General features: G+C 73.3%; 22 protein-coding genes and 1 pseudogene. 4 read left to right on the top strand and 19 right to left on the bottom strand.

Going from position 1 to position 26,513, the window contains the following annotated elements; all coding sequences use genetic code 11:
- Positions 1-38 precede the first annotated feature (38 nt).
- Positions 39-629 (bottom strand): hypothetical protein, encoded by a 591-nt coding sequence (locus ACZ404_RS05735; RefSeq protein WP_468436281.1) that lies wholly within the window; start codon positions 627-629, stop codon positions 39-41.
- A gap of 228 nt (positions 630-857) precedes the next feature.
- Between ACZ404_RS05735 and ACZ404_RS05730 the strand changes: the two genes are divergently transcribed.
- From ACZ404_RS05730 to ACZ404_RS05720, 3 genes and pseudogenes are all read left to right on the top strand, one after another.
- A complete protein-coding gene (locus ACZ404_RS05730) occupies positions 858-2,777 on the top strand; it encodes an AMP-dependent synthetase/ligase (RefSeq protein ID WP_468436279.1) in 1,920 nt (639 codons plus the stop codon).
- Positions 2,778-2,998: 221 nt separating this feature from the next.
- The gene (locus ACZ404_RS05725; protein WP_468436277.1) at positions 2,999-3,649 is read left to right on the top strand and encodes a hypothetical protein; all 651 of its coding nucleotides are present in this window, start codon (positions 2,999-3,001) and stop codon (positions 3,647-3,649) included.
- 165 nt (positions 3,650-3,814) lie between these two features.
- Positions 3,815-4,695: pseudogene (locus tag ACZ404_RS05720) on the top strand (glycoside hydrolase family 26 protein); the annotation flags it as partial.
- A gap of 16 nt (positions 4,696-4,711) precedes the next feature.
- On the opposite strand, the gene ACZ404_RS05715 reads toward ACZ404_RS05720, so the two are convergent.
- From ACZ404_RS05715 to ACZ404_RS05680, 8 genes are all read right to left on the bottom strand, one after another.
- On the bottom strand, positions 4,712-5,812 hold the full coding sequence (locus tag ACZ404_RS05715) for a GNAT family N-acetyltransferase (RefSeq protein WP_468437151.1): 1,101 nt from the start codon (positions 5,810-5,812) through the stop codon (positions 4,712-4,714).
- Positions 5,812-6,240 (bottom strand): hypothetical protein, encoded by a 429-nt coding sequence (locus tag ACZ404_RS05710; protein ID WP_468436275.1) that lies wholly within the window; start codon positions 6,238-6,240, stop codon positions 5,812-5,814. The genes ACZ404_RS05715 and ACZ404_RS05710 overlap by 1 nt, the downstream gene beginning before the upstream one ends.
- Positions 6,240-7,379, bottom strand: a complete 1,140-nt coding sequence (locus ACZ404_RS05705) for a glycosyltransferase (protein WP_468436274.1) — start codon at positions 7,377-7,379, stop codon at positions 6,240-6,242. Before ACZ404_RS05705 ends, ACZ404_RS05710 begins: the two co-directional genes overlap by 1 nt.
- On the bottom strand, positions 7,376-8,170 hold the full coding sequence (locus ACZ404_RS05700; protein ID WP_468436272.1) for a polysaccharide deacetylase family protein: 795 nt from the start codon (positions 8,168-8,170) through the stop codon (positions 7,376-7,378). The genes ACZ404_RS05705 and ACZ404_RS05700 overlap by 4 nt, the downstream gene beginning before the upstream one ends.
- A complete protein-coding gene (murJ, locus tag ACZ404_RS05695) occupies positions 8,160-9,887 on the bottom strand; it encodes a murein biosynthesis integral membrane protein MurJ (RefSeq protein ID WP_468436270.1) in 1,728 nt (575 codons plus the stop codon). The genes ACZ404_RS05700 and murJ overlap by 11 nt, the downstream gene beginning before the upstream one ends.
- Positions 9,888-9,985: 98 nt before the next feature.
- Positions 9,986-11,254, bottom strand: coding sequence for an O-antigen ligase family protein (locus ACZ404_RS05690; protein WP_468436268.1), 1,269 nt, complete (start codon positions 11,252-11,254; stop codon positions 9,986-9,988).
- A gap of 6 nt (positions 11,255-11,260) precedes the next feature.
- Positions 11,261-12,721: an exopolysaccharide biosynthesis polyprenyl glycosylphosphotransferase gene (locus ACZ404_RS05685; protein ID WP_468436266.1), complete on the bottom strand. Its 1,461-nt coding sequence runs from the start codon at positions 12,719-12,721 to the stop codon at positions 11,261-11,263.
- Positions 12,718-13,902, bottom strand: coding sequence for a glycosyltransferase (locus tag ACZ404_RS05680; protein WP_468436264.1), 1,185 nt, complete (start codon positions 13,900-13,902; stop codon positions 12,718-12,720). The genes ACZ404_RS05685 and ACZ404_RS05680 overlap by 4 nt, the downstream gene beginning before the upstream one ends.
- A 309-nt stretch (positions 13,903-14,211) precedes the next feature.
- Between ACZ404_RS05680 and ACZ404_RS05675 the strand changes: the two genes are divergently transcribed.
- Complete coding sequence (locus tag ACZ404_RS05675; protein WP_468436262.1) at positions 14,212-14,505, top strand: hypothetical protein; 294 nt, start codon at positions 14,212-14,214, stop codon at positions 14,503-14,505.
- A gap of 193 nt (positions 14,506-14,698) precedes the next feature.
- On the opposite strand, the gene ACZ404_RS05670 is transcribed toward ACZ404_RS05675, so the two are convergent.
- The 10 genes from ACZ404_RS05670 to iolB all read right to left on the bottom strand — a co-directional run bounded on the left by ACZ404_RS05670 (position 14,699) and on the right by iolB (position 26,506).
- The gene (locus ACZ404_RS05670; protein WP_468436260.1) at positions 14,699-15,019 is read right to left on the bottom strand and encodes a hypothetical protein; all 321 of its coding nucleotides are present in this window, start codon (positions 15,017-15,019) and stop codon (positions 14,699-14,701) included.
- 72 nt (positions 15,020-15,091) lie between these two features.
- A complete protein-coding gene (locus ACZ404_RS05665; protein ID WP_468436258.1) occupies positions 15,092-15,412 on the bottom strand; it encodes a hypothetical protein in 321 nt (106 codons plus the stop codon).
- 65 nt (positions 15,413-15,477) lie between these two features.
- Complete coding sequence (locus tag ACZ404_RS05660) at positions 15,478-15,798, bottom strand: hypothetical protein (protein WP_468436256.1); 321 nt, start codon at positions 15,796-15,798, stop codon at positions 15,478-15,480.
- 435 nt (positions 15,799-16,233) lie between these two features.
- Positions 16,234-16,623 carry a hypothetical protein gene (locus tag ACZ404_RS05655; RefSeq protein ID WP_468436254.1) on the bottom strand — a complete coding sequence of 130 codons (390 nt, stop codon included), beginning with the start codon at positions 16,621-16,623 and terminating at the stop codon, positions 16,234-16,236.
- 212 nt (positions 16,624-16,835) lie between these two features.
- Positions 16,836-17,699, bottom strand: coding sequence for an ABC transporter permease (locus ACZ404_RS05650; RefSeq protein WP_468436252.1), 864 nt, complete (start codon positions 17,697-17,699; stop codon positions 16,836-16,838).
- Positions 17,696-20,344, bottom strand: a complete 2,649-nt coding sequence (locus ACZ404_RS05645; RefSeq protein ID WP_468436250.1) for an alpha/beta fold hydrolase — start codon at positions 20,342-20,344, stop codon at positions 17,696-17,698. Before ACZ404_RS05645 ends, ACZ404_RS05650 begins: the two co-directional genes overlap by 4 nt.
- Positions 20,345-20,487: 143 nt before the next feature.
- Positions 20,488-21,879 carry an APC family permease gene (locus ACZ404_RS05640; RefSeq protein WP_468436248.1) on the bottom strand — a complete coding sequence of 464 codons (1,392 nt, stop codon included), beginning with the start codon at positions 21,877-21,879 and terminating at the stop codon, positions 20,488-20,490.
- A gap of 409 nt (positions 21,880-22,288) precedes the next feature.
- Positions 22,289-23,791, bottom strand: a complete 1,503-nt coding sequence (mmsA, locus tag ACZ404_RS05635; protein WP_468436246.1) for a CoA-acylating methylmalonate-semialdehyde dehydrogenase — start codon at positions 23,789-23,791, stop codon at positions 22,289-22,291.
- A 16-nt stretch (positions 23,792-23,807) separates the two neighbouring features.
- Complete coding sequence (gene iolD / locus ACZ404_RS05630; RefSeq protein ID WP_468436244.1) at positions 23,808-25,685, bottom strand: 3D-(3,5/4)-trihydroxycyclohexane-1,2-dione acylhydrolase (decyclizing); 1,878 nt, start codon at positions 25,683-25,685, stop codon at positions 23,808-23,810.
- On the bottom strand, positions 25,682-26,506 hold the full coding sequence (gene iolB / locus ACZ404_RS05625) for a 5-deoxy-glucuronate isomerase (protein ID WP_468436242.1): 825 nt from the start codon (positions 26,504-26,506) through the stop codon (positions 25,682-25,684). The genes iolD and iolB overlap by 4 nt, the downstream gene beginning before the upstream one ends.
- Positions 26,507-26,513 lie beyond the last annotated feature (7 nt).

Genomic DNA, 26,513 nt, shown 5'->3' with positions numbered 1-26,513 from the left:
ACCTCCGGTGCGACGGCTGGGCGTGAGGAGCCCCTGCGTCACGAGGCCGGCAGTGTGGGCGTCGTCACCGGCAGGCTCGGCAGCGGGGGCAGCCCGGGAAGGTTGGGGACGGGCAGGCCGGTGCCGAGGAGCAGGGCGGCGAGGTAGTTGACGAGGCCGGTCAGTACGCCGGTGACCGCCGGGACGACCTGGTCGGCGTTGCCGGAGGTGACCACCTTCAGCAGGGCGTCCAGCGCCTGGGTGAGCGCGGTGAGGGCGTTGCTCACAAGGTCGGCCCGCGCCTTGTCGCCGCCCGCCCCGGCCGCGGGCGCCGCCGCGCTCACCTTGGCGATCGCGTCCTTGGCGGCCTGGACGAGCTGGGTGGCCTGGTCGGCGGGCAGCTGGCCGTTGTCGGCCTTGAGCACCGCGTTGAGCAGGGCGGTGACCGGGGCGAGCACGGTGCCGAGGTCGCCGAGGCCCTTGACCTGGGTGAGCAGCGCGTCGGCGCCGGGCACGGGCGCGCGGGCCGCCGTGGGGGCGGCGCGCTCGCGGCCGGTGTCGGCCGCGACGGCGGCCGGGCCGGTGACGCCGGCCAGCAGGGCGGCGCAGAGTGCGGTGGACGCGATACGCCGAACGGGCAGACCACCCATGGACGTTCCTTTCGAAAGGTGTGTCGGACCTTGTGCCCACCGTGAAGTCGCCCCTCGACGTCTGCAACCGAGCACGCCCGCCGTGGTGAACGCCCGGTCCATTCGGCGCAATTCCGCGTCGGCCGCCCCCCTGGCGCGTCGGGACCCTTGACCATTTCTTACGCGCGAGTAAGTTGACTCTGGAGTAAGTACGCAGGGAAGTACCGGGAGCCGCGACCGGGAGCTGGCATGGGCGTGCGCAAGGACCTGAAACGGGCACGGAAGCGCACCGACCTCGCGGCCCGCACGCGGGTCGAGACGGTCAGGGACGCCTCCGGCACGGTGCGGGAGGTGCGGACGGCTCCCCTCGCACCCCCGAGGACCTCCGGGAGCAGCGCCGACATCCCGTACGCCAACGCCGAGGAGGCCCCGGACGCCGTGGTGCTGCGCCGCCGGCAGGACGGCGCCTGGCGCCCGGTGACCGCCGCCGCCTTCGCCCGCGAGGTCACCGCCACCGCCAAGGGGCTGATCGCCGCCGGTCTGGAACCCGGCGGCCGCGTCGCCGTCATGTCCCGCACCCGCTACGAGTGGGCGGTGCTGGACTTCGCGATCTGGGCGGCCGGCGGCCAGACCGTCCCGGTCTACCCCACCTCCTCGGCCGAGCAGGTCGAGTGGATCGTCCGCGACTCCGGTGCCCGCTTCGTCGTCACGGAGACCGCCGAGAACGCCGGGACCGTCACCGCGGCCACGGCCCGCCACGCGGAGCCCCCGCGCCGGTGGCGGCTCGACGAACAGGGGCTCGCGGAGCTCGTCGCCCTCGGCCGGGAGGTGCCCGACGAGGAGGTCACCAAGCGCCGGACGGCCCTGACGCCCGACACGGTGGCCACGATCTGCTACACCTCCGGGACCACCGGACGGCCCAAGGGCTGCGTGCTCACCCACGCCAACCTGTACGCCGAGGCCGCCAACACGGTCGAGCTGCTGCACCCGATCTTCAAGGAGGTCACCGGCCAGACCGCCTCGACCCTGCTCTTCCTGCCGCTCGCGCACATCCTCGGCCGCACCCTGCAGATCGCCTGCCTGCTGGCCCGCATCGAGCTGGGCCACTACCCGAGCATCAAGCCCGCCGAACTGCGCCCGGCGCTCAAGGAGTTCCGGCCCACCTTCCTGGTCGGCGTGCCGTACCTGTTCGAGAAGATCCACGACACCGGGCGCGCCACCGCCGAGAAGATCGGCCGTGGTGCCTCCTTCGACCGCGCGGACCGCGTCGGGATGCGCTTCGGGGAGGCGTACCTGAACCGCTTCCTCGGCACCGGCAAGGGCCCGGGCATCGGCCTGTACGCCGCCTGGGCGCTGTACGACCTGCTGGTCTACCGGCGCATCCGCAAGGAGCTGGGCGGCCGGATGCGCTACGCCATCAGCGGTGGCTCCCCGCTGGACCGGGGCCTGAACCTCTTCTTCTACGCGGCCGGTGTCATCGTCTACGAGGGCTACGGTCTGACCGAGACCTCCGCCGCCGCCACCATCGTCCCGCCGCTGGGGCCGCGGCCGGGCACGGTGGGCCTGCCGGTTCCCGGCACCGCGGTGCGCATCGCCGACGACGGGGAGGTGCTCGTCAAGGGCGGCGTGGTCTTCGGGTCGTACTGGAACAACCCGGCGGCCACTCGGGCGGTGCTGGACGCCGGCTGGTTCGCCACCGGCGACCTCGGCTCCCTGGACGACGACGGCTACCTCACCATCACCGGCCGGAAGAAGGACATCCTCGTCACCTCCGGCGGCAAGAACGTCTCCCCGGCCGTCCTGGAGGACCGGCTGCGCAGCCGCGCGCCCGTCGGCCAGTGCCTGGTCGTCGGCGACAACCGGCCCTTCGTCGCCGCCCTCGTCACCCTCGACCCCGAGGCGGTCGCGCACTGGCTGTCGGTCCGCGGACTTCCCCCGGACACGCCGATGGCGGACGTCGTCCGGGACCCGCGGATGCGCGCCGAGGTGCAGCGGGCCGTGGACTACGCCAACGAGGCCGTCTCGCGCGCCGAGTCGGTCCGCGCCTTCGTTCTGGTCGAGGGCGAGTTCACCGAGGACAACGGGCTGCTCACCCCGTCCCTGAAGGTCAAGCGGCACGCGGTGCTGGCCGCGTACGCGCAGCAGGTGGAGGCGCTGTACGGGGGGTGAGCGGATCGCACCCGGGCGGGCAATCGGGTGAATTTCGCGGCATTTGAGGCGTCTCGGTTTCTTCGGGCCTTCATCGGTCGTTCACAGTCCGCAGGTCGTGGCGAGTGCGAACGTGCGGCATCACGGTCCCTGCGCCGACCCCTGCGGAACCCGGCACACGAGGCGATCGCATCGACGACCGGCGCCGGCTTCCCCTTCCCGCCGAGAGAAAGACAACGAGAGTGCGACAGACTCTGACCAAGGGATTGGTCGTGGCCGCCGCCGCGACGAGCGCCCTGTCTCTGTACGGCACCTGGGCCTTCGCGGACTCCGGTGCGCGCACGGCGGCGGACTCGTCCGCCACCGCACTGGGCAACACGGTGCAGAGGGACACTCCGGACGAGCTGGACGCCCTGCAGCCCGTGCTCACGGACACCACGTCCGGATACGGCGACGACACGTCCACCGACGGCTCGTCGGGCAACTCCGCCATCGGCTCGTCCGACACGTCCGCCGGCGGTTCCTCCGGCAGCTCCTCCAGCAGCTCCGTCAGCGGCTCCTCGGGCAACGGGTCGGACGACACGTCGGCCTACGGATCCGACATGGCGGGCTACGGCTCCGACGACTCCGGGTACGGCTCCGACGAGTGCGCGTGCGAGTCGCCCAAGCCGTCACCCACGCCCGCGCCCAGCAAGTCGGCCACGCCGGAGCCCCCGAAGAAGGACACGCCGACGCCGAAGGCCCCGCCCGCGAAGCCGAGCACGCCGGCCGCGCCGCCCGCCATGGCCGAGACCGGCGCCGAGAGCACCGTCGCGGCCGTCGCCGCCAGTGGGGCGCTGCTGGCCGCCGGCACCGTCCTGTACCGGCGGGGCCGCGCCACCGCCCGCCGCTAGGAGGGCACCGGGTGCCGGACGCCTCGCGCCCGGCACCCGCGGCCGGCGTGCCGGGGTCCTCCTTGCGGGCGACCGGCCGCCGAGCCGTCCGACTCATTTGGTGCGTTCGGCGTATATGCGACCATGCCTCGGTTCCCGGGGCGTGGCCGCACCGATGGAGTGGGAATGACGTCTGCGCGCCGGCGGTCCCCCTTCAGACGGCGCCTGGTGCTCATCGCCACCGGGCTGCTCGTGTCGGCGGCGCTCCTGCCGACCCCCGGCCCCGAGCCGTCCGGCACCGACGGCAGGCCCGGTCCGCCGCCGTGCGCGCAGCTCCAGCCGTCCGTGTCACCGGCTGCCGGTGCTTCCGCATGCCCGGCCGAGGGGCCGCGTACCGCCTCCGGTACGGCGTCCGCGTCGCCCGCGTTCGGTGCGTACCTCGACTACGGACCCACCGGAGTGGCGCGCATCAAGGACTTCGCCGCCTGGCTGGACGGCGCCGAGGTGCGCGTCGGACACACCTATCTGCCGGACGCGGCCCCGATCCTGAGCGCTGGAAGACGTACTGGCGGCGCATCGTCACCGCCATGCGCTCGGTGCCCGGACAGAGATTCCGCTTCGACTTCGCGCCCAGCCGGGGCGTGGACGCCGTTCCGTGGCCCAGGTGTTATCCCGGGGACGACGTCGTCGACATCATCGGCATGGGCTCCTACGACCAGCCGAAGGGCATCTCCTTCGACGAGCAGGTGTCCGAACCGTACGGGCTGCAGGCCCAGGTGGACTTCGCGAAGGCCCACGGCAAGCCGCTCTCGTATCCCGAGTGGGGGCTGTTCCGCAACGGCGACAACCGGTCGTACATGCTGCGCATGCCGGCGTGGCTGGACGAGCACAAGCCGCTGTACCAGACGATCACCGACTACTGCCCGCACGGCGTGTGGCAGTGCACCGCCAACCCCCGGGCCTCCGCCGTCTACCGCGCGGCGCTGTCCGGCCCGGCGGTGCCGGGCCAGGCGCCCTCGGAGCCGCGTCCGACCCCCGACCCGACACCGCCGGCCGCCCGGACTCCCCGGAGGCCGCTGAGGACTACTGGGCAGCGGGCGTGCGCCGCAGGAGCTGCTTGGCCCGGGCCCGCGCGGCGGCCTCGCAGGCGGCGGCCGCCAGTAGCGGCGCGGTGCGCCGGCGGGCCAGCAGCAGCCGCTCGTTGACGACGCTCCGGGGCCGCCACTGGTACTTGTACGGTTCGGTGCCGCGCAGCAGGCTCAGCACCGCGGGCCCCTCCGCGGAGAGGTCCTCCAGGGCGGCGCTGAACATCATCGTCGTCACGTCCACCTTGCGCTCACGCAGCCGCGGGTGGACGCCGTACAGGTACTTCCCCGCGAACTCCCGGGCGTGGAAGGTGAGGTCGACGGCCATGACCTCGTCGTCCAGCAGGAACTCCTTCACCACCGCCTCGCCGCGCCGGGCCAGCGGCACCACCGACCGGACCAGGTGGTCGCAGAAGCGCGGCCGCAGATGTTCCGGTGTCACCTTCCGGCCCTCCCACTGCAGCCGGTGCAGCTCCAGGAGCCGGCGCAGCGCGGCCGCCGTCTCCTCGGGGTGCACGGCGCGCCAGCGGACGCCGAGCCGGGCGAGCTTGTTCATCCGGTTGCGGACCCGCTGGGCGCGCTTCGACGGCAGCCGTCCGATGAGCTGGGCCATCGGGACGGCGGGCAGTTCCAGGCACAGGGAGTCGGGCACGCGGTGCCGCGGGCCGGACCAGGCGTGGTAGACCCGCTCCACCGCACTGCCGGGCCGCACCTCACGGAAGTCGATCAGTGCGGTGCGGGCCAGGCCCGCCAGGGCGTCCGCCAGCACCGGGGCGGCCTGGTGGGTCACCGACTCGTCGAGGAGGACGTCGCAGAAGTCGGAGACGGCCCCGCCGACGGGCACCAGCGCCGGCAGCGGCCGGCTCACCCGCATGAGCGGTGCCGCCGCCACCAGGTCACCGCCCCGGCGCACCAGCACGACCCGCAGCGCGCCCGGGGTGCCGTACGACTGCCACCACGAGTGCAGCCAGGCGTGGCTCTGGAACGGCGTCGCCGGCCGGCAGGCCCGGTACAGCCGGTCCCACTCGTCCGCCAGCAGGCCGAACCCCTGCTCGTCGGTGCACACCTCCGCCGACAGCGGGCGGCGGGCCGCGGTGATCACCGCACCCCCTGCGGCTCCGCGGCCGAAGCGGCCGGGGCGGCCGGGCCGGGGAGCTGGGCGCGCACCGGGTCGCCGCCCGTCTCGGCCGCCCGTCGCGGCCGGGCCAGCAGGGCGAGGCCGCCCAGCAGACCGCCGGCGCTCGCGCCGACGAGCGTGGTCAGCGCCGTGGACGGGGACGAGGGCTCGGTGGGCGGCAGGGCTCGGGAGAGGATGACCAGCGCGACGCCGGTGGCCCGCTTGGTCCGGTTCGCCTGCGCGGTCAGGGCGTGGGAGACGGCGTCGGCGATGGCGGTGGCCCGGTCGGGGCGCCCGGAGGTCACGGAGATCGCGATCATCGGCGCGCCGGCCGGGGTCAGCCATCGCAGCGCCGGACGCCCCCACCTCGGGCGGGGCGGTCGTACGGGCTCTCGGGGGGTGTCGGTCATCAGGGCCTCACTTCCAGGGGGGAGCCGGACACGACGGCCGTGTACACGTCCATCAGCTGCCGGGCGGTGCGCTCGATGCCGTAGTGCCGCACCGCGTCCGGGACGGTGCGGTCGCCGGGTCCGGCCGCGCGCAGCCGCAGCAGTTCCCGGGCGTAGGCGTCGGCGCCGCCCGCGACGCGCCGGGCGCGGGGTGCGCTGTCCGGCGGCAGGTCGTCCACGGCGGGGCAGGTGGTGTACAGCACGGGGAGCCCGGCCGCGAGTGCCTCCAGCACGGCCAGGCCGAAGGCCTCCTCGGCGGACGGGGCGGCGAGCACGTCCATCGCGGCCAGCAGGGCGGGCAGGCCGGGCGCGGGGTCCTTGGGGCCGGGCAGGTACGGCCGTTCGCCGGTCAGTACCAGCCGGCCGGCCACCCCGAGCTCCCGGGCGGTGCGGCGCAGCGCCTCCTCCTCGTCCCCGCCGCCGACCAGCAGCAGCCGCACGTCGCCGGGGAGCCGGTCCAGCGCGTGGAGGAGGAGGTCGAAGCGCTTGCCGGCGGTGAGGCGGCCGAGCCCGCCGACGACGTAGGCGTCGCGCGGGATGCCGTAGTGCGCCCGGGCCTGCTCGCGCCGCGCCGCGTCGTAGCGGAACAGGGAGGCGTCGATGCCGTTCGGGATCATGCGGATGCGCCCGCCGGGCACCCCCCAGCGCCGCAGCCGTTCGGCCACCGTCGGGGAGACGGCGACCGTGGCCCGGCCGAGGCGCTCGCCGGCCAGGTACAGGGACCGGACGCCCGCGGTCAGCCGGCGTCCCTCGATCCGGGCGTCGCCCAGGGAGTGCTCGGTGGCCACCACCGCCCGCACGCCCGCGAGCCGCGCCGCGGTCCGGCCGTACAGACAGGCCCGGTACAGATGCGTGTGCACGAGGTCGTAGCGGCCGGCACGGATCAGCCCGGTGAGCCGGGGCAGGGCGCCGAGGTCGCGGTTGCCGCGCATGCCGAGGTGGATGACGCGGACGCCGTCGGCGCGCAGCCCCTCGGCGACCGGTCCGGGGTTGGTCAGCGTCACCACGTCGCACCGCGCGGGCAACTGCCGCAGCAGCAGACGCAGTTGCTGCTCGGCGCCGCCGACGCCGAGGCCGGTGATGACGTGCAGGGCCTTCACCCGGCCGCCTCCACGGCACGTCCGCGGATCCGCGCGAGCCGCCGCTTCAGCTCCAGGCGCGGGGCCGTGTCGGCCTGGGAGATGTGCAGCCGGGGCAGCGCGAAGTCGCCGGCGAGGTCGGGCGGGGGCGCGATGGCGCAGGCGTAGCCGTACCCGGCCTGGGCGACGGCGTCCTGGGCGGGCGCGTCGAGACGGCCGTAGGGGTAGCAGAATCCCTGGACGTCGGCGTCAAGGAGGTCGGCCAGGACGGAGCGGCTGCGGTGCACCTCGGCCTGCAGTTCGCTGGGGCCCGCCTGGGTGAGGTCGACGTGCGTGAGGCCGTGCGAGGCGATCTCGATGCCCGCGGCCGCGGCCCGGCGGATGCCTTCGGCCCCGAGGAGGCGCTTGCGCGGCCCGAGCGCGTCCCAGTCGTTCTCGCCGTCGAGCCGCCCGGGCAGCACGAACAGGGTGGCCCCGCACTGCCAGCGGCTGAGGACGGGCAGCGCCGCGGTGAGGAAGTCGGCGTAGCCGTCGTCGAACGTGAGCCCGACCAGTCCGCGCTCCTGTCCGCGCGCCCGCGCCGCGAGCAGGTCCCGCATGCTGACCCCGCGCAGGCCGCGGCCGCGCAGCCAGGCGAGCTGGCGGTCGAGGCGGGCGGGCGAGACGGTGATGTCGTACGGGTCCTCCGGGTGATCGGAGACCGAGTGGTACATGGCCACCCAGGCGGCGGGACCCCGCGTGCGGCGTGCCGGTACGACCGGTGCGCGGACCGGTTCGGCCGTGTGCGGGGGCAGGGCGAAGTCAACGACCATGGTTCAGCCTTCGTGTGACGGAGCGTCGGGGAGGAAGGGCGGCCCAGGAGAGCAGGGACCGCGTGCCGGCCGTGTCGAGAACCCGGACCAGCGGGACGAAGACGGCCGTCACGCCCGCGCAGCCCGCGGCGACGGCCGCCGGCGCCGAGGTGAACGGCTGCGCGCAGACGACCCCGGCCGCGGTGGCGACGACGGCCGCGCCCACCGGTTTGGCCAGTTCGGCGAGGACCCGGGTCACGCGCACCGGGACGCTGCGCGCGCGCAGGCCGTGCAGCAGGATCAGCGCCGTGAGGGTGATGCCGGCGGCGTTGGCGGCGGCGATGCCGCGCACGCCCCAGAACCCCACCGTGCAGGCGCCGAGCCCGACGGTCACGGCCAGGCCGGCGGCCATCGCGCCCAGCGGGTACCAACTGGCGCGGCCCGCCGAGAAGTACGACCGCGCGAGCGCGCCCACCAGGGTCTGGCCGAGCAGCCCGAGCGCGTAGACCCGCATGGCGGAGGCGGTCGCGGCGGTGTCCGCCGCCGTGAAGGCGCCGTGCTGGAAGAGGAGTTGGATGATCCGGGGGGCGCAGGCCTCGACCACGGCGGTGCCGAGCAGCACGAGACAGCCCACGAGGACGAGGTCCCGCTCGAGGCGGTCCCGGGCCTGCCGCAGGTCGCCGTCCGCCACGGCCCTGGCCAGCACCGGGAAGGTGACCACGCACACCATCAGCGACAGCGACATGGGCAGCTGGGCCACCTTCTGGGCGTAGTTGAGGTGGGAGATGGCGCCGGCGGGGAGGGCAGCGGCGAGATAGCGCTCGACGAGCACCTGGGACTGGCGGCACAGCACGTACAGCAGCACCGCCGTCACCAGGGCGAGGGGCGGCGCCCGCCGGTCGCCGCCGGTGTCCGGGGACCAGGTGTCCGGGCGGGGGCGGCCGGCGATCCTGCGCCACAGGGACGGTGCCTGGACGGTGAGCATGAGGCATCCGCCGAGGGCGACGCCGAGCGCCGCGGACCGTACGCCCCAGCGCTCGGCGAGGACGTGGACCGTGGTGATGACCGCGATGTTGAGCGCGACGGAGATGGCCGCCGGTGCCAGGAACGAGCCGTGCGCGCGCAGGGCCGCGCTGCAGTAGCCGGCCAGTCCGAAGGTCAGGACGCAGGTCGCGGTCAGTCGCGTGCAGTCCACGGCGAGGGACGCGTCGGGCAGGCTGGGCGCGAGGACGGCCACCAGCAGCGGCGCCGTCGCGATGAGCAGCGCCGAGGCGGCCGCGAGGCCCAGGCACAGGCGCGGCAGGGAGGCGGCGACCAGCGCGCGCACCGGGTCGGGCCCGCCGCTGCCGCGCGCCCGCCGGGCCAGCGCCACGCTGAACGCGGGCACGAGTACGTAGGCCATGCCGCCGTCGATCAGCAGCGTCGCCGCGGTCTCCGACACGGTCCAGGCCACGAGAAACGCGTCGGTCTCCGCCCCGGCGCCGAAGAAGTGCGCCAGCGCCTGATCCCGCCCCAGCCCCAGCACCGACCCGGCGACGGACAACAGGGCGGACAGCAACGTGGCCTTGGCGAGCACCCGCCCCGTTCCCCCACCGGCAGTGGCTTCGCGCGCCGTACCGGGGGTGGCCGGGCCCGGCGCTGCCGGACGGCCTTGGGCATCGCCGGGAGCGGGTGCCGGGGGGTGGGGGGTGGCGGTCTCGGTTCCCGCGGGCTCGCAGTCCGGTGCGGGCGCCGCCACCCCCGCCGGCTCACAGCCCTGTGCGGGCGTCGGCGCCTTTGGTGACGAACGGTCCGGGGCAGGCGTCAGGTCGCCCGGGGCGTCCTGTGCTGCCGGCCTCACCGCCGGGCCTCCGGGGCGGTGGCGGTCACGGCACGTGACGCCTCGTCGGACAGGGCCCACCAGGCCGCGAGGCCCAGGGACAGGGCCGTCAGGATGGTGGAGGGGCCGCCGATGTCGGCGTAGGCGAAGTCCACGAGTTGCCACAGCAGCAGGCCGCAGGCCGCTGTCGCGCAGTCACGGGCGTGGCCCGGGCGGCGCAGCCGGCGCCGGGCGCCGACCAGCAGGGCGAGTCGGCTGCCCGCCACCGTCAGCAGGCCCAGCAGGCCCTGTTCGCCGAGGAGGAGCAGGTACATGTTGTGCGGGGACAAAAGCGGCCGGCGCCGGAACTCCTGGCCGGCTCCCCCGGTGTCGCCGCCCGAGGACAGCGCGAGCGAGGCGTGTCCGTCCCGGTACTCGGGGAAGGCCTTCAGGCCCACGCCCGTCACCGGGTGCCCGCGCCACATGTCGGTGGCCGCCGCCCACAGGGCGTAGCGGTCGACGACCGACTGGTCCGGCGCGTCGGCGACCGCGGCCGCGCACACCGTCGCCGCCCGCCGCACCCCGGTCAGCAGCAACTGCGCCCCGCAGGCGACGGCCGTCGCGATCCAGGCACCCCGGCTGAAGGACACCGCGAGCGGCACGAGCAGCAGCACCGCGCAGCCCGCCGCAACGGCCCGCTGCCGCCGCGTCGGCGCCCCGAGGGCGAGCCCCGTCGCCGCGACCACCCCGAAGGCGACGACCGCCGCCATCCCCATGACGTCGCCCGGTCCGAACGTGCCCACCGCCCGGATGTCGGCCCCCTGGTACGAGGCCCCGGTCCCGGTGAGGTACTGGTGCACCCCGAGCGCACCCTGCCCCAGCGCCAGGCCGACCAGCGACCAGAGCACCAGCCGCACGTCGCGCCGGTCGCGCAGCAGCAGCATCACCGCGACCGGGACCAGTACGAACAGCTGCAGATGGCGGGCCAGTCCGGCGAGCGCGTCACCGGCGGTCGCCGCCCCGGCCGCGGCGACCGCGATGCCCACCACGGGCAGCCCGAGCACCACGGCGGCCGTCCGGGTCAGCGGGCGCGACGCCTGCCGCACGGTGCGGACGACGGCCCACAGCACCACCAGCCCCGAGGCCGCGTCGGCGGGAGTGGCCCCGCCGCCGTCCGGCCCGGCCGGCAGCCCCAGCAGGGCGACGACCGCCACGACGGGCAGGACGGGAGCGGCCCCGCGCAGCGCCGCCAGGGGCGCCGGCAGCGGAAGGGCGAGCGGGGGTGAGGCCGCCGAGGAAGAGCTCACCGGCGCTCAGCTCCCCGTCGGCCGGACGAACTGTGTCGCGGTACGCACCAGGATGCAGATGTCCTGCCACAGCGACCAGTGGTCGATGTAGGCGTTGTCGAAGCGGCACCGGTCCTCGATCGAGGTGTCGCCGCGCAGCCCGTGGATCTGGGCGAGTCCGGTGATCCCGGTCCGCATCCGGTGGCGCGCCGGGTAGCCGGGGTGGACCTGGCTGAACTTGGTGACGAAGTACGGCCGTTCCGGTCGCGGTCCGACCAGGCTCATGTCGCCGCGGAAGACGTTCCAGAGCTGGAGCAGTTCGTCCAGCGAGGTGCGGCGCAGGAAGTGGCAGAAGCGGCCCATCTCCTGGGCGTCGGCGACGCTCCAGCGGGTCGCGGACTCGTGGGCGCTGGCGGGCCGGTGGGTGCGGAACTTCAGCATCGTGAAGGGCCGCCCGTCCCTGCCGATCCGCTCCTGCCGGAACACCACGCCGGGCCCCTCCACGACGCGCAGCACCACCGCGCACACCAGCAGCACCGGACTGACGAGCAGCAGCAGCGAGCCGGAGAGGACGACGTCGAGCAGCCGCTTGCCCAGGACGTCGCGCCGCCGCCCGGCGTCCGGGCAGAGCGGCCTGCGGGAGAAGCCCGCCAGGTGCCCGGCCCGCCCGCGCCCCGTGCGCAGCCCGTACGACGGCACGTCCGCGTCCAGCTCCCACAGCGCGCAGCCGAACGCGGCGAACTGCCGCAGCAGCGCGGCCCGGTGCACCCGGGTCGCGGGCCCCACGACGAGAACCGTCTCCACGCCGTTCTGCAGGAGCGCGCGCACCGCCTCCTCCTCGCGGGCGAGCACGGGGAGCGCGGTCGGGACGCCGGGATGCGGGACCGGGGCCTGCGCGTCGGCGACGACACCGACCGGCCGTACGCCGCCCTCCGGGCGGCGCAGCAGCGCGGCGGCGACCCGCAGGGCCTCCGGGGCCGGGCCCACCACCAGGGCGGGGCGGGGCCGGCGTCGCAGCGCCCCGCGCCGGCGCGCGTGCACCGCCTCGCGGCCCGCGCAGGCCACCGCGCAGTGCACGGCGCACGCGCCGACGAGCACGGTCAGCGGCAGCGACCGCAGGAAGAGGGCCGCGAGGGCAGCCCAGCCGACGGCGATCGGGGCGCAGACGGCCGGGAGTTCCTCCAGCACGCCGGGCACGGCGGAGAGGTCGTACAGCAGGGCCCGCCGGTTGAGGCCGAGCACGCACAGGCCGAGCAGCGCGACGAGCCACGCGTGCCGGTGGTCGCCGGGCACGACCAGCGTGCCCAGCAGGGCGCCGGCGGCGTCGACGGCCGGCAGGGGGGTCCAGGAGGTCCACGGCGGACGACGGGGTCCCCGTCCGGAGGGCAGCTCGGGCCCGGCGCTGCCGGGCGGGTCGAGGACGGTGACCGCGTGCCCCGCCGCCCGAGGCTGCCCGGCAGGAGCGGGAACGGTGCTTTCCGCAGTCATGTGGTGATGGACTCCCTGCTCTGGTTGGGGACGACGCACGGCCGGGTGACGATGCCCAGCAGTTCGCGATACAGGCCGGTCACCGCGTGCGTGACGTGCCGGACGTCGTGGGCGCCGACCACATGGGCGCGGCCCTGTGCGCCGAGCGCCGCGCGCAGCGGGCCGCGGCGCAGCAGCTGGGCGAGTGCCCGCGCCAGCGCGTCGGGGTCCTCCGGCGGCACCAGGCAGGACGGCAGATGGCCGGGCGGCAGGCTCTCGCGGGCTCCGTCCACGTCCGTGACGAGGACCGGCCGTCCGCACGCCATGGCCTCCAGCGGGACGAGCGCCATGCCCTCCCAGCGGGAGGGCAGGACGACGACGTCGGCGGCCCGGTACCAGGGGGCGGCGTCGCGCGCGGCGCCGGCGAACTCCACGGAGCCGGGCGCGACGGCGCGCAGCCGGTCGGCGTCGGGTCCGTCGCCGACCAGCACCAGGCGGGCGGCGGGCAGTTGGCGTACGACGGCGGGCCAGGCCCGCAGCAGTACGTCCTGGCCCTTCTGGTGGCACAGCCGCCCCACGCAGACGACGAGCGGCCCCGCTCCGGTCCGGGCGCTCGGCCCCTCGGGCCGGAATCTGCGGGTGTCGACGCCGTTGGGGACCACGTGCCACCGGGCGGTGATGCCGTGCAGCTCGCCGGTACGCCGTTCCGCCTCGCTCACGCACAGCACCCGCGACGCCCAGCGCGCCCCGAACCGCTCCCAGCGCAGCGCCGCCCGGGCCAGGTTTCCGTCCACGGCCTCGAACGACCAGGCGTGCGGCTGGAAGACGGTCGGGAGCCGGCCGTGCACCGCGAGCCGCGCCGCGAGCCCCGCCTTCGCGCTGTGCGCGTGCACCACGTCGGGCCGCACGTCGCGCACGAGCCGCGCCAGCCGCCACACCTCGTCCGGCAGCCGGTGTCCCGGCGCGCGGGTCGCCTCCCAGGGGAGCACCTCGCAGCCCACCGCGCGCAGGGCGTCCGTCAGCATGCCGCCCCGCGGGCAGGCCACGGTGACGCGCAGCCCCGCGGCGAGCTGTGCGGCCGCCAGGTCCGTCACGAGCCGGGCTACACCGCCCTCGACCGGCTGGGTGATGTGCAGGACGTGCGGCTCATGTACCGCGAACGGTGTCGCACGGCGCGGGACGGGACCAGGGGGAATGCGCATGACCGAGGCTTCCCTTCCGAAGAAAGATTCCGAACTCGGCGCACTCGGCACAAGGGTGTGCGGTCGCGGGTTCGATGCGAAATGCGCTGGATTCGGAAGGCAACACTAGCCTCTTATCGGTATTTATCCGCGGAACCGTCAACTGTGTCGGAATGGCGTCCGCCCACCGGGCGGATATTACAGATAATCCGACGGGGTCGACGCACACAGTCCTCTCGTATGAGTTCCGGAACTTGCCGCCAGTGGGGTTTCCCGTGCCGTTCCTGCGTCGTTGGTCCGGGGGAACCGAGCTTCCAGGAAAGGAACACCATGAAGAGTCTGAAGGCTGCCGCCCTCGTCGTCGGCGCCCTCGCCCTCGCCGGTGCCGCGTCGCCCGCCCTGGCCGCGGACATGCCGGCGAAGGGCCTCGTCGAGGACGGCAGGACGGTCACCCAGAGCCTGCCGCGGGCGACCGAGATTCCGACGGGTTACCTGGCCAACGACGTGCGGAAGGCGGCCGAGGGCGTGAAGCAGTCGGGCGTGGTGAAGACCCCCGTTTTCGGCGGTACGCTGCCGAACCCGCTGAACGGCAAGGCGCCCGCCGGACTTCCGCTCGCCAAGTAGCGACCCTGGCTCTTCGAGGCCGGCTCCGCAATCCCCGGAGCCGGCCTTTGGCGTGTCCGGGATCCCTCCGGCGCATTCAGCGTATTCCGGAGTCGTTCGACCGTATATGCAGAAATGTTTCTTCCTGAAGGGTCGCAAAAAAGGCCGATGGCGGCCCGCCGACAGTCGGCGGGCCGCCAGGCCGGGATACCGATCAGAACAGCAGGCCGCCCACGTACGGGGCGTTCTCCGACTGGTCGACGGTGCCCGTGTTGCAGGCGGCGTAGTGCGAGTTCGGCGCGGCGACGCCGCCGAGGACGGCACCGTTGGACCACGGCGCGATGCAGCGGCCGTCGACCAGCGCGCCGTTGACCACCGCAAGGCCCTGCTGGGGGGCGTTCACGACGATCGGGGACTCCGAGAAGCCGTTGCCGCCGGAGACGTTGGTGGTGTTGTCGTCGGCCGCAGCGGTGCCGCCCGCCGCGAGCACGAGGCCCGCAGCCAGGACGGAGAGGGCCGTAACCTTGTTACGCATGGGATGCGCCTTTCAGATGGGGGACGGGTTGGGGCGTCCGCCGTGCTCCGACCGAGATCGGAGCAGGGGGGGTCAGAAGAGCAGGCCGCCCTTGTAGCCGGCGTTCTGCGACTGGTCGACGGTGCCCGTGTTGCAGGCGGCGTAGTGCGAGTTCGGCGCGACGACGCCGGCGATGACGGCAGCACCGTTGGACCACGGCGCGACGCAGCGCAGGTCGACGAGCGTGCCGTTGGAGACCAGCACGCCCTGCTGCGGGGCGTTCACGACGACCGGGGACGACGAGAAGCCCTCGCCACCCTTGACGGTCGTGCAGTTGTCGGCCGCGGCGGTACCGCCGGCCGCCAGGACGACGCCTGCGGCGAGGGCGGAGATGGCCGTAACCTTGTTACGCATGAGATGGCCTTTCAGGGCTGCGTTTTCAGAAGGGATTGACCTGCTCGGAATACTCGGAGCAGGGGTCAGAAGAGCAGGCCGCCCGCGTACGCGGAGTTCTGCGACTGGTCGACCAGACCGGTGTTGCAGGCGGCGTAGTGCGAGTTCGGGGCAACGGTGCCGGCGAGGACGGCGCCGTTGGACCACGGCGCGATGCAGCGACCGTCGACGAGCGTGCCGTTGACGACGAGGACGCCCTGCTGGGGGGCGTTCACGACGACCGGGGACGACGAGAAGCCGTCACCGCCAGAGGCGTTGGTGTGGCTCGAGTGGGCGGAGGCAACGCCGGCGCTGCCGCAGACAGCGCCAAGGGCGAGTGCAGTGATGACCGCGAACTTCCTGGGCAACTCGGTTCCTTCCTGGATTCACGGTAGGACACGCTTACATAGCAAGAAACCGAAATATGCGGTGAAAAGTCACGGTGACATCGCTCCTGCGGCACAGATTCCATCAAATGGCGGAACGGTGCCGTGCGCCGACCGGCACATGGCTTTTCGTCTCATTCATGGATGACAATGCGATCCAGCCGGGGAGACGGCAAGCCGAAGGGGGCCGGACGTGCGTCCGGTCCACTGGCAAGGAGGGGGCCAGTGGACCGGAGATGCCTGTGCGGCCGTCTCATGCAGTTGTCTTGGTGAGCCGTCGTGTGGGGCGGGGCAGCAGCGGGTGTCCGGGACGTCGGCCGAGCCAGGCCGCCACCGGGGCCCGGCCGTCTCGCGACACCGCGGTGTCGGTCTCCGAAGTAGTGCTTTCGCCGTACGCCGACTTTCCAGCGTTTCCGGTCAGGCCTGGCTGAGCAGGCTGCCGAGTCCGGCGCTGGTCGGCGCACTCAGCGGGTGAAGCTGGAAGGAGCCGGTACCGACCGGGTTCTTCACCGGAACCGCGGGCTTCTTTCCGCTGCCGCGCCCCATACCGTCCAGGTAAACACCGGAGATTTTCGCGGGCTTCTTCTCGTCGAACGCGCTGCCCTTGGTGATGTTGCCCTCGCGGGCCAGCCGCGTCACGGTGTCGGCCGCGGGCACGACCGCCGGCGTGACCTCCGTCTGGGACACGAGGCCGAGCGGACCGCTGGTGTTGACCGGCGTCCCGGCGGCCGACGCGGCGACGGCGGAGCCGCCGACGAGACCGGCACCGAGGGCCAGCGCCGCAGTTGTGAAAACTGCCTTCTTCATGATTCACCTCACGTGAAAGCGACCTCTGATCCGACAGACGCAGAACATAGCAGTCCACGATGGGCGCAAAGCGAGGCACTACTCCATACGCATGAATACCACGGGAGTGAAAGAGGGCGCCGCTTTTATATTTCCAGAGATATTCACATGTGGTCGGCGAATCAATTCATCGTATGGTGCGTCAAGCGGGAAAGGCTTCTACGACACCACGCTTACGACACCACGTCCTTGCGGGCGAAGCCCCGGAAGGCCAGGGCGAAGAGCACCAGCGCGTAGGTGACGGAGATCGCCGTGCCCTGGATCATGCCGGACCACTCGGGGCTCGGCTGGACGGCGTCGGCCCAGGCGAACTGCCAGTGCGCGGGCAGGAAGTCGCGCCAGTGGCCGAGGGCGGTGACGGCGTCGAGGACATTGCCGACGATGGTCAGGCCCACCGCCCCGCCGACCGCGCCGAGCGGGGCGTCCGTCCGGGTCGACAGCCAGAACGCCAGCCCTGCGGTGACCAGTTGGGACACGAAGATGTACGCCACGACGACCAGCAGGCGTCGGGCGGCGGTGCCGGGGTCCAGTGCGCCGCCGGTGGGGATCTGCAGCGGGCCCCAGCCGTAGGCGGCCGTGCCGACGGCGAGGGCCACCACCGGGAGCAGCACCATGGCGGCGAGGCTCAGCCCGAGCCCGACGGCGAGCTTGGACCACAGCAGCCGGGCCCGGGGCACGGGCGCGGCCAGCAGATAGCGCAGGGAGGACCAGCTCGCCTCGGAGGCGACCGTGTCCCCGCAGAACAGGGCGACCGGGATCACCAGCAGGAAGCCGGCCGAGACGAACAGGTTGACCGCGGCGAAGTTGCCGCCGGAGGCGGTGGCCGTGTCCATCAGCGTGACCTGGCCGTTGCGGTCGCCCGGGTCGCCGCCGATCGCGAAGGCGATCAGCAGGACGAACGGCAGGGCGGCGAGAATCCCGCCCATGATCAGGGTGCGGCGCCGCTTGAGCTGCCGGACCAGCTCCACCCGCAGGGGCAGGGTGCGGCCCGGGCGGTAGCCGGACGCCGTCTCGGCGCGCTCGACCAGCGTGCTCATGCGGAACCTCCGATCAGGGTGAGGAAGGCGTCTTCCAGGCGCCGGTGGGGTCCGACGGAGGCGACGGGCACCTCCAGGCGCACCAGCTCCACGACCAGCCGCTCGGCCGTGCCGCCGGGTTCGAGGCGGACCAGCAGCCCGTCCTCGGTGGGCACGGCGGAGGCGACGCCGGGCAGCGCGGCCACCTTCTCCACGACCGGCTCCTCCAGGGGCGCGCCGGTGCCGACCAGGAGGGTGTCGCCGGAGCCGACGATCTCCTCCACCGGACCCGCCTGGATCAGCCGGCCGCGGTCCATCACGACCAGGTGGGTGCAGGACTGCTCGACCTCGGCGAGCAGATGGCTGGAGACGATCACCGTGCGGCCGGCGGCCGCGTAGCGGATCATCACCTCGCGCATCTCACGGATCTGGGGCGGGTCGAGGCCGTTGGTGGGCTCGTCCAGGATGAGCAGGTCGGGCAGGCCGAGCATGGCCTGGGCGATGGCCAGGCGCTGGCGCATGCCCTGGGAGTAGGTGCGCACCGCGCGGGCGAGGGCGTCGCCGAGTCCGGCGATCTCCAGGGCCTCGTCCAGATGGGCGTCCTCGGGCGGCCGGCCGGTGGCCCGCCAGTACAGCTCGAGGTTCTCCCGGCCGGACAGGTGCGGCAGGAAGCCCGCGCCCTCGACGAAGGCGCCGACCCGGGACAGCACCGCCGCGCCGGGCCGCACGGCGTGCCCGAAGACGCGGATCTCTCCGGCATCCGGTCGGATCAGCCCCATCAGCATGCGCAGGGTGGTGGTCTTGCCGGCGCCGTTGGGCCCGAGCAGGCCGAGGACCTGGCCCTTCTCCACGCGGAAGGACAGCTCGCGCACCGCGTACCGCTCGGCGGAGCGGGCGTAGCGCTTGCTGAGGTCCGTCATCTGCAGCGGGACCTCGGCGAGTTCGGGGGCGGGCGCGGGGGCGGCCGTGCGGCGGCGGCCGGTGAGCAGCAGGGCGAGCGCGACGGCGGCACCGGCCAGGGGCAGCCACCACACCCAGGCGGGCAGGGGCGCCGCGGCGGTGTGCACGGCGGGGGCCGTGGGCACGCTCAGCCGGCCCTTGAGGGAGACGGTGTACGTCGCCGGGGCGGCCGGTGAGGCGTACCCGAGGTCGGTGGAGGCGAGGACGAGGCGGAGCCGGTGGCCCTTCTGCACCTCGTGGTCGACCGCCGGGAGGGTGATCGTGACGTCCTTGCCGGACCGGGCGCCGCTCACCCGCACGGGCGCGACGAGCTGGGAGGGCAGCACCTGCCGGGTGCCGTCCGGCCCGACGTCGTACACCTTGCCGAAGAGGACGGCGTCCTGGCCGGTGGAGGTGACGTGGACGGTGACCGTCGGTGAGCCGGTGATCCGCAGGCTCCGGGACAGCGGCGCGGAGTCGAAGCGGGCGTACTGGCCGGGGAAGTCCAGGGAGACGCCGACTCCGAGCGCGGAGAGCTGGGCGAGAGCGCCGGAGCCGCCGAGACCGGGCAGGGCGGAGATGCCGGGCGGACTGGCGCCGGCCGGGTTGGTGAGGTGCTGTTCCCGTCCGGTCAGCGGGACGGACCGCTGGTGGCCGCGCAGGCCGGGGTAGGTGCCGGCGCTCGCGCCGCGCAGCTGGGCGGCGCCGTCGGTGGAGTCGACGCCCCCGGTGCGGGTGATCCGGAAGGCGGGGCCGGTGTCGACGGACCTCTCGCCCTTGAGATAGCGGTCGAACCAGGCCGTCACGCGCTGCTCGATCCGGGCGCTCTCCAGGTCACCGCCGTCGTGCCCGCCCGCGATCCAGTCGACGTCCACGGGGGCGCCGCCGGCGCTGATGGCCTTCTCGGCCGCGTCGGACTGGGCGAGGGTGAACAGGGAGTCGGTCTGGCCCTGCACCAGCAGGGTGGGGACCTTGATCCGGTCGGCGACGGCCGACGGCGAGCGCTCCTGAAGCAGCTCGCGGGCGGCCGCGTCCGGCTTCCCCGACTCGGCGACCCGGTCGTACATCCGGCACAGGGCGGGCTCGAAGCGGGCGCAGCCGCCGCCGGTGTTGAAGAAGACGCCGGCCCACAACTTCTTGAAGACGCCGCCGGGGAAGAGCGCGTCGGCCAGGTTCCAGTACGTGATGGACGGGGCGACGGCGTCCACCCGGTGGTCGTGTCCGGCGGCGAGCAGGGAGATCGCGCCGCCGTAGGAGCCGCCGGCCAGGCCCACGCGCGGGTCGCCCGGCCTGTCGAGCCGCACCTCGGGCCGCCGGGCCAGCCAGTCGATGAGCCGGGAGACGTCGGCGACCTCGTGCTTCGGATCGTTCAGCCCGATCCGGCCGGTCGAGCGGCCGAAGCCGCGCGCCGACCAGGTCAGCACCGCGTACCCGTCCCGCGCGAGGTCCTCGGCCTGGGCGCGCATGTCGTCCTTGCTGCCGCCGAAGCCGTGCCCCAGCAGGACGGCCGGGCGGCGGCCGCCCGAGCCGGATGTGAAGTACGACGTGTCGATGCGGACCCCGTCGATGGCCATGAGCCGGTCGGTCCGGTGGACCGGGTCCTTCTCGTCCGAGGCGACGGCCGTCCACGTTCCCGCGCCCGCCAGCACGACGACGGCGGCCCCGGCGGCCAGCAGGCGCCGGGGCCGCCGCAGCAGCCCTCGCAGGCGGGGCAGTCGAAGATCCATGACTCAACGGTACGGGCCGCCACCGACAACGGATGAGCTCCCGGGCTGAACCCGGGACCCTCCTGGGGGACTACGGGCCCCGGCCCGCGTACGTCAGGCGGTGTACGCGGGCCGGGGCGGGGAGCGGTCGGGGGACGCCGCCGTCAGGCCTGGGCGTCCTCGGGGATCGACACCAGCCACCGGGTGTCCTTGCGCGGGCGCAGGTACAGCGCCCAGTACAGGGTGGCCACCGCCGTGATGCCGCCGGTCCACAGCAGGTAGCTCGCCTCCTGCTGGGTGAGGATGTAGGCCAGGACCGCGATCAGCAGGACCGGCATCGCGGGCCACAGCGGCATCCGCCAGGCCGGCGTGTGCCGGTGGGAGCCGCGGCGGGACAGCAGGGCGGCCACCGCCACCAGCAGGTACATCCCGGTCACCGAGACGCCGGTGACGCCGTACAGGGTGTCGAGGTTGACGAAGCAGAGCAGCGCGCCGGGGACGCCGACCGCGAGCGTGGCGACCCAGGGGGAGCCGAAGCGGCCGAGCTTGGCGAAGACGGTGTTGACCGGGCCGGGCCAGGCCTTGTCGCGGGCGGAGGCGAACAGGACGCGGGAGTTCTGGATCACCATGACGATGCCCGCGTTGACGATCGCGAGGGCCACGCAAAGGCTCACGAAGGTGCCGACCGCGGAGTTGGACCAGGCGGTGACCATGGAGCTGATGTCGCCGCCGGTCAGCTCCTTGAGGTCGGAGGCGCCCATGGTGATGGCGGCGACCGGCACCAGGATGATCACGGTGGAGATGGCGAGGGTGGCCAGCACGGTACGGGCGACGTTGCGGCGCGGGTGCTCCAGCTCCTCGGAGAGGTAGACGGCGGTCGAGAAGCCCTGGGTGACGAAGAGCGCGATGGCGAGCCCGGAGACCACCAGCATGGCGGTCACGGTGTCGGTGTGCCCGTGTGCGCCGGCGACCTGCATGGAGACGAGGCTGCCCGCTCCGCGGTGGCTGTGCGTGAAGCCGAGCAGGGCGACGACGGCCGCGGCGATGACCTCCAGGACGAGGAAGATGCCGGTGATCCAGGCGTTGGCGCGCAGGTCGAGCAGGCCGGCGAGGGTGGCGAGCAGCATCACGCCGGCGCCGGTCATGGCCGGGTCGAGGTGCACGATCGGGGCCAGGTAGTCGGCCGTGCCCATCGCGATGACGGGCGGCACGATCATGACGACCAGCAGGGACAGCACGAAGACCAGCCAGCCCGCGAGCCGTCCGGCGAGCGTCGACACCATGGCGTACTCGCCGCCCGCGCTGGGGATGAGCGTGCCCAGCTCGGAGTAGCAGAACGCCACGGCGATGCAGAGGAGGGAGCCGATGGCGATCGTCAGGGCGGTGGCGGTGCCCAGGGAGCCGAACAGGTCGGGGACGACCACGAAGAGCGTGGAGGCGGGCGTGACGCAGGAGAGGGTCAGCAGGGTGCCGCCGACGACACCGATGGAACGCTTCAGCCCCGGTGGGTGGGCCTGCTCGGTCTCGACCAGGGACTTCTGGAGCGTGTCGGTCATGCGTCGGGTTCCGATCGACTCGTGCGTGTGAGGGTGGGGCCAGGAGCGCTATCGCCTCCGGCGGCTCGTCGTGCGTTCGTCTCGTCCGCTCCCGGCGGTGCATAGCGAACCCCGACGAAAACCGCTGCGTCAATGGCCATTTACCTTCGGATTCCGCACTTCGATGGTCCGTAACGCCGCATCACTTTCCCAGGCCATGAGCTGCTGTAGCGGCATCCACCAAACCCGTAGCGCTCATGACCTTGCTTTCCAAGGTAAATTGAGTGAAGTCCCTTCGTCATCCGTTTCATCCCCGCAGAACGGGAATCGCAGCCGACGCCGCAAAAAAATGCCTCCACGTCCGGTATCCGGACGCACTTGTGCCCCGCCTCGGCAGGTGCGAGGCGGGGCACGGAGAGCGACGCGGGCGTCAGTGGTTGCGCGGGAAGCCCAGGTCCACGCCGGCGGGGGCGTCGGCCGGGTCCGGCCAGCGGGTGGTGACGACCTTGCCGCGGGTGTAGAAGTGCGTGCCGTCGTTGCCGTAGATGTGGTGGTCGCCGAAGAGCGAGTCCTTCCAGCCGCCGAAGGAGTGGTAGCCGACGGGGACCGGGATCGGGACGTTCACGCCGACCATGCCGGCCTCGATCTCGAGCTGGAAGCGGCGGGCCGCGCCGCCGTCCCGGGTGAAGATCGCGGTGCCGTTGCCGAACGGCGAGGCGTTGATGAGCGCCACGCCCTCCTCGTAGGTGTCGACGCGCAGCACGCACATCACCGGGCCGAAGATCTCGTCCTGGTACGCCTTCGCGGTGGTCGGCACCTTGTCCAGCAGCGAGATGCCGATCCAGTGGCCGTCCTCGAAGCCCTCGACGGTGTGGCCGGTGCCGTCCAGGACCACCTCGGCGCCCTCGGCGGCGGCGCCCTCCACGTAGGAGGCGACCTTGTCGCGGTGCACCTTGGTGATCAGCGGGCCCATCTCGGAGGTCGGGTCGTTGCCCGGGCCGATCTTGATCTTCTCGGCGCGCTCGCGGATCTTCTCCACCAGCGTGTCGCCGATGGCACCGACGGCCACCACCGCCGAGATGGCCATGCAGCGCTCGCCCGCCGAGCCGTAGGCCGCCGAGACCGCCGCGTCGGCCGCCGCGTCCAGGTCGGCGTCCGGCAGGACCAGCATGTGGTTCTTGGCGCCGCCGAGGGCCTGGACCCGCTTGCCGTTGGCGGAGGCCGTGGTGTGGATGTAGCGGGCGATCGGGGTCGAGCCGACGAAGGACACCGCCTTGACGTCCGGGTGCTCCAGCAGCCGGTCGACGGCCACCTTGTCACCGTGGACGACGTTGAAGACCCCGTCCGGCAGACCGGCCTCGGCCAGCAGCTCGGCGATCCTGACGGAGGCCGACGGGTCCTTCTCGGACGGCTTGAGCACGAAGGTGTTGCCGCACGCGATGGCGATCGGGAACATCCACATCGGGACCATCGCCGGGAAGTTGAACGGCGTGATACCGGCGACGACACCGAGCGGCTGCCGGATCGAGGAGACATCCACCCGCGTGGCGACCTGCGTGGACAGCTCGCCCTTGAGCTGGACGCTGATGCCGCAGGCCAGGTCGACGATCTCCAGGCCGCGGGCGACCTCGCCCAGCGCGTCGGAGTGCACCTTCCCGTGCTCGGCCGTGATCAGCTCGGCGATCTCGTCGCGGTGGGCGTCGAGCAGCGCCCGGAACTTGAACAGGATCGAGGTCCGCTGAGCCAGCGAGGACTGGCCCCAGGTCAGATAGGCGTCCTTGGCGGCCGCCACCGCCGCGTCCACCTCCTCCACCGACGCGAACGCGACCTTCGTGGTGACCGCGCCGGTCGCCGGGTCGGTGACCGGCCCGTACGTGCCCGACGCACCCTCGACGGTCTTGCCGCCGATCCAGTGGTTGACGATCTTCGTCATGCCCAGTAACTCCTTCTTACAGATGGCGGCGTCGGGTCGAGACGTGCCGTTCGTACAGCTCACGTGCCTTGACCGCGGACGAGCGGGTCGCGGTCTCGGCCACAGGAACATCCCACCAGGCCTGCGCCGGAGGCGCGCCCGACACAGTGTCGGACGTTTCGGTCTCCACATAGACACATGTGGGAGTGTCGGCGGCCCGCGCCTCGGCGAGCGCCGCGCGCAGGTCCCGTACGGTCTTCGCACGCAGCACGCGCATGCCGAGGCTGGCCACGTTGGCGGCGAGGTCGACGGGCAGGGGGGCGCCGGTGAAGGTGCCGTCCTCGGAGGTGTACCGGTAGGCGGTGCCGAACCGCTCGCCGCCCACCGACTCCGACAGGCCACCGATCGAGGCGTACCCGTGGTTCTGCACCAGCAGCATCTTGATCGCGATGCCCTCCTGCACGGCGGTGACGATCTCGGTCGGCATCATCAGATACGTCCCGTCGCCGACCAGCGCCCACACGTTCCGCTCGGGTGCGGCGAGCTTCACCCCGATGGCGGCCGGGATCTCATAGCCCATGCAGGAGTAGCCGTACTCCAGGTGGTACTGGTCCCGTGACCGCGACCGCCACAGTTTGTGCAGGTCGCCGGGGAGGGAGCCGGCCGCGTTGATGAGAATGTCGGACTCGTCCACCAGGGCGTCGAGGGCCCCGAGGACCTGCGGCTGGGTCGGCCTGACGTCCGGCTCGTCGGCCTCGTAGCAGGCGTCGACGCGCTGCTCCCAGCGCTCCTTGTCCTCGGTGTACTCGGTGACGTAGGAGTCGGCGACCGTGTGCCCGTGCATCGCCAGCGCCTCCGTCAGCTCGCCCAGGCCGCTGCGGGCGTCCGCGATCAGCGGCAGCCCGGCCAGCTTGTGGCCGTCGAAGGGCGCGATGTTGAGGTTGAGGAAGCGGACGTCCGGGTTCTCGAAGAGGGTGCCGGAGGCCGTGGTGAAGTCGGTGTAGCGGGTGCCGACGCCGATCACCAGGTCCGCGGTGCGGGCGAGTTCGTCGGCGGTCGCGGTGCCGGTGTGGCCGACGCCGCCCACGTCCTGCGGATGGTCGTAGCGCAGGGAGCCCTTGCCGGCCTGGGTGGAGGCGACCGGTATGCGGGTGGTCTCGGCGAACTCGGCGAGGGCCCGCTCGGCGCGGCTGTGGTGGACCCCGCCGCCCGCGATGACGACCGGGCGCCGGGCGGCCCGGATCGCGCGGACGGCCTCCGCGAGTTCGGTGGGGTCGGCGCCCGGCCGCCGTACGCTCCACACCCGCGTCGCGAAGAACTCCTCCGGCCACTCGAAGCCCTCCGCCTGCACGTCCTGCGGCAGCGCGAGGGTGACGGCGCCGGTCTCGACGGGGTCGGTAAGCACCCGCACGGCCTGCAGGGCGCTCGGGATCAGCTGCTCCGGGCGGGTGATCCGGTCGAAGTACTTCGACACCGGGCGCAGCGTGTCGTTGACGGACACGTCGCCCGCGTACGGCACCTCCAGCTGCTGCAGGACCGGGTCGGCGGGGCGGGTCGCGAACACGTCGCCGGGCAGCAGCAGGACCGGGAGGTGGTTGATGGTGGCCAGGGCGGCGCCGGTGACCAGGTTGGTGGCGCCGGGGCCGATCGACGTCGTCACCGCGTGCGTGGACAGGCGGCCCGACTGGCGGGCGTAGCCGACCGCCGCGTGCACCATCGACTGCTCGTTGCGGCCCTGGTGGTACGGCATGACATCGCCGTACTCGACGAGCGCCTGGCCGAGGCCGGCCACGTTGCCGTGCCCGAAGATGCCCCAGGTGGCGCCGATCAGCCGCTGCCGTACGCCGTCGCGTTCGGTGTACTGGGCGGCGAGGAAGCGAACCAGCGCTTGCGCGACGGTCAGCCGGGTCGTCATCGGTAACCCCCTGTGCTCTCTACGTGGTCCGGGTGGAAGCAGATCCGCCACTCCCGCGTCGCGCCGGGTCCGGCCATGACGTTCAGGTAGTACATGGCGTGGCCGGGCTGGGCGATCGACGGGCCGTGCCAGCCGTCGGGGACGAGGACGGCGTCACCGGAGCGGACCTCGGCGAGGACGTCGGATCCGCCCTCACGCGAGGGGAATACGCGGTGATAGCCCACACCGTTCGGGCCGTCGATCTCGAAGTAGTAGATCTCCTCCAGCTCGGACTCCTCGCCCGGCCGGTGCTCGTCGTGCTTGTGCGGCGGGTACGAGGACCAGTTGCCGCCGGGGGTGATCACCTCGACGGCGATCAGCCTGTCGCAGTCGAAGGAGTCGGCGGAGGCGAAGTTGCGCACCCGGCGGGCGCAGGTGCCGCTGCCGCGCTGCTCGACGGGGACCTCCGGCGCGGGGCCGTAGCGGGCGGGGAGTCGTCGCTCGCACTTCGCTCCTGCCAGGGCGAAGCGGCCTCCCGCGCCGGAGGCGATCTGGACCCGGGTGTCCCGGGGCGCGTACACGAAGTCGGAGACTCCGCTGAACACGCTGTCCCGGCCCAGGAGTTGGAACTCGTCTTCGTCGATGCGCACCGTACCTCCGCCGTTCAGCGGAAGCACGATCCACTCGCTGTCTCCGGTGGTGAACGTGTGCGAACCGCCCGGCGCCAGTTCCGCGACGCGCAGGCTGCTGTGGGTCCAGCCGGCCCGTTTGGGGTCGATGTCGACGGCGTACTGGGCGTTCGCGGTGGCACCCCGGGGCAGGTGCAGATCGGTGCTGGTCATGCGGCCC

This window comes from Streptomyces sp. NPDC030798 (genome assembly GCF_055572275.1).
Note: the sequence above shows the minus strand (reverse complement) of the source record. Positions and strands in the feature narration are given on the sequence as shown.

Bases quoted from the DNA above. Each gene is read 5' to 3' on its own strand.
- ACZ404_RS05730 (WP_468436279.1), top strand. From the start codon at position 858: ATGGGCGTGCGCAAGGACCTGAAACGGGCACGGAAGCGCACCGACCTC.
- ACZ404_RS05685 (WP_468436266.1), bottom strand. From the start codon at position 12,721: ATGACTGCGGAAAGCACCGTTCCCGCTCCTGCCGGGCAGCCTCGGGCG.
- ACZ404_RS05670 (WP_468436260.1), bottom strand. From the start codon at position 15,019: ATGCGTAACAAGGTTACGGCCCTCTCCGTCCTGGCTGCGGGCCTCGTG.
- ACZ404_RS05655 (WP_468436254.1), bottom strand. From the start codon at position 16,623: ATGAAGAAGGCAGTTTTCACAACTGCGGCGCTGGCCCTCGGTGCCGGT.
- ACZ404_RS05665 (WP_468436258.1), bottom strand. From the start codon at position 15,412: ATGCGTAACAAGGTTACGGCCATCTCCGCCCTCGCCGCAGGCGTCGTC.
- iolB (WP_468436242.1), bottom strand. From the start codon at position 26,506: ATGACCAGCACCGATCTGCACCTGCCCCGGGGTGCCACCGCGAACGCC.
- ACZ404_RS05650 (WP_468436252.1), bottom strand. From the start codon at position 17,699: ATGAGCACGCTGGTCGAGCGCGCCGAGACGGCGTCCGGCTACCGCCCG.
- ACZ404_RS05680 (WP_468436264.1), bottom strand. From the start codon at position 13,902: ATGCGCATTCCCCCTGGTCCCGTCCCGCGCCGTGCGACACCGTTCGCG.
- ACZ404_RS05700 (WP_468436272.1), bottom strand. From the start codon at position 8,170: ATGGTCGTTGACTTCGCCCTGCCCCCGCACACGGCCGAACCGGTCCGC.
- ACZ404_RS05645 (WP_468436250.1), bottom strand. From the start codon at position 20,344: ATGGATCTTCGACTGCCCCGCCTGCGAGGGCTGCTGCGGCGGCCCCGG.
- ACZ404_RS05675 (WP_468436262.1), top strand. From the start codon at position 14,212: ATGAAGAGTCTGAAGGCTGCCGCCCTCGTCGTCGGCGCCCTCGCCCTC.
- ACZ404_RS05735 (WP_468436281.1), bottom strand. From the start codon at position 629: ATGGGTGGTCTGCCCGTTCGGCGTATCGCGTCCACCGCACTCTGCGCC.
- mmsA (WP_468436246.1), bottom strand. From the start codon at position 23,791: ATGACGAAGATCGTCAACCACTGGATCGGCGGCAAGACCGTCGAGGGT.
- ACZ404_RS05640 (WP_468436248.1), bottom strand. From the start codon at position 21,879: ATGACCGACACGCTCCAGAAGTCCCTGGTCGAGACCGAGCAGGCCCAC.
- iolD (WP_468436244.1), bottom strand. From the start codon at position 25,685: ATGACGACCCGGCTGACCGTCGCGCAAGCGCTGGTTCGCTTCCTCGCC.
- ACZ404_RS05710 (WP_468436275.1), bottom strand. From the start codon at position 6,240: ATGACCGACACCCCCCGAGAGCCCGTACGACCGCCCCGCCCGAGGTGG.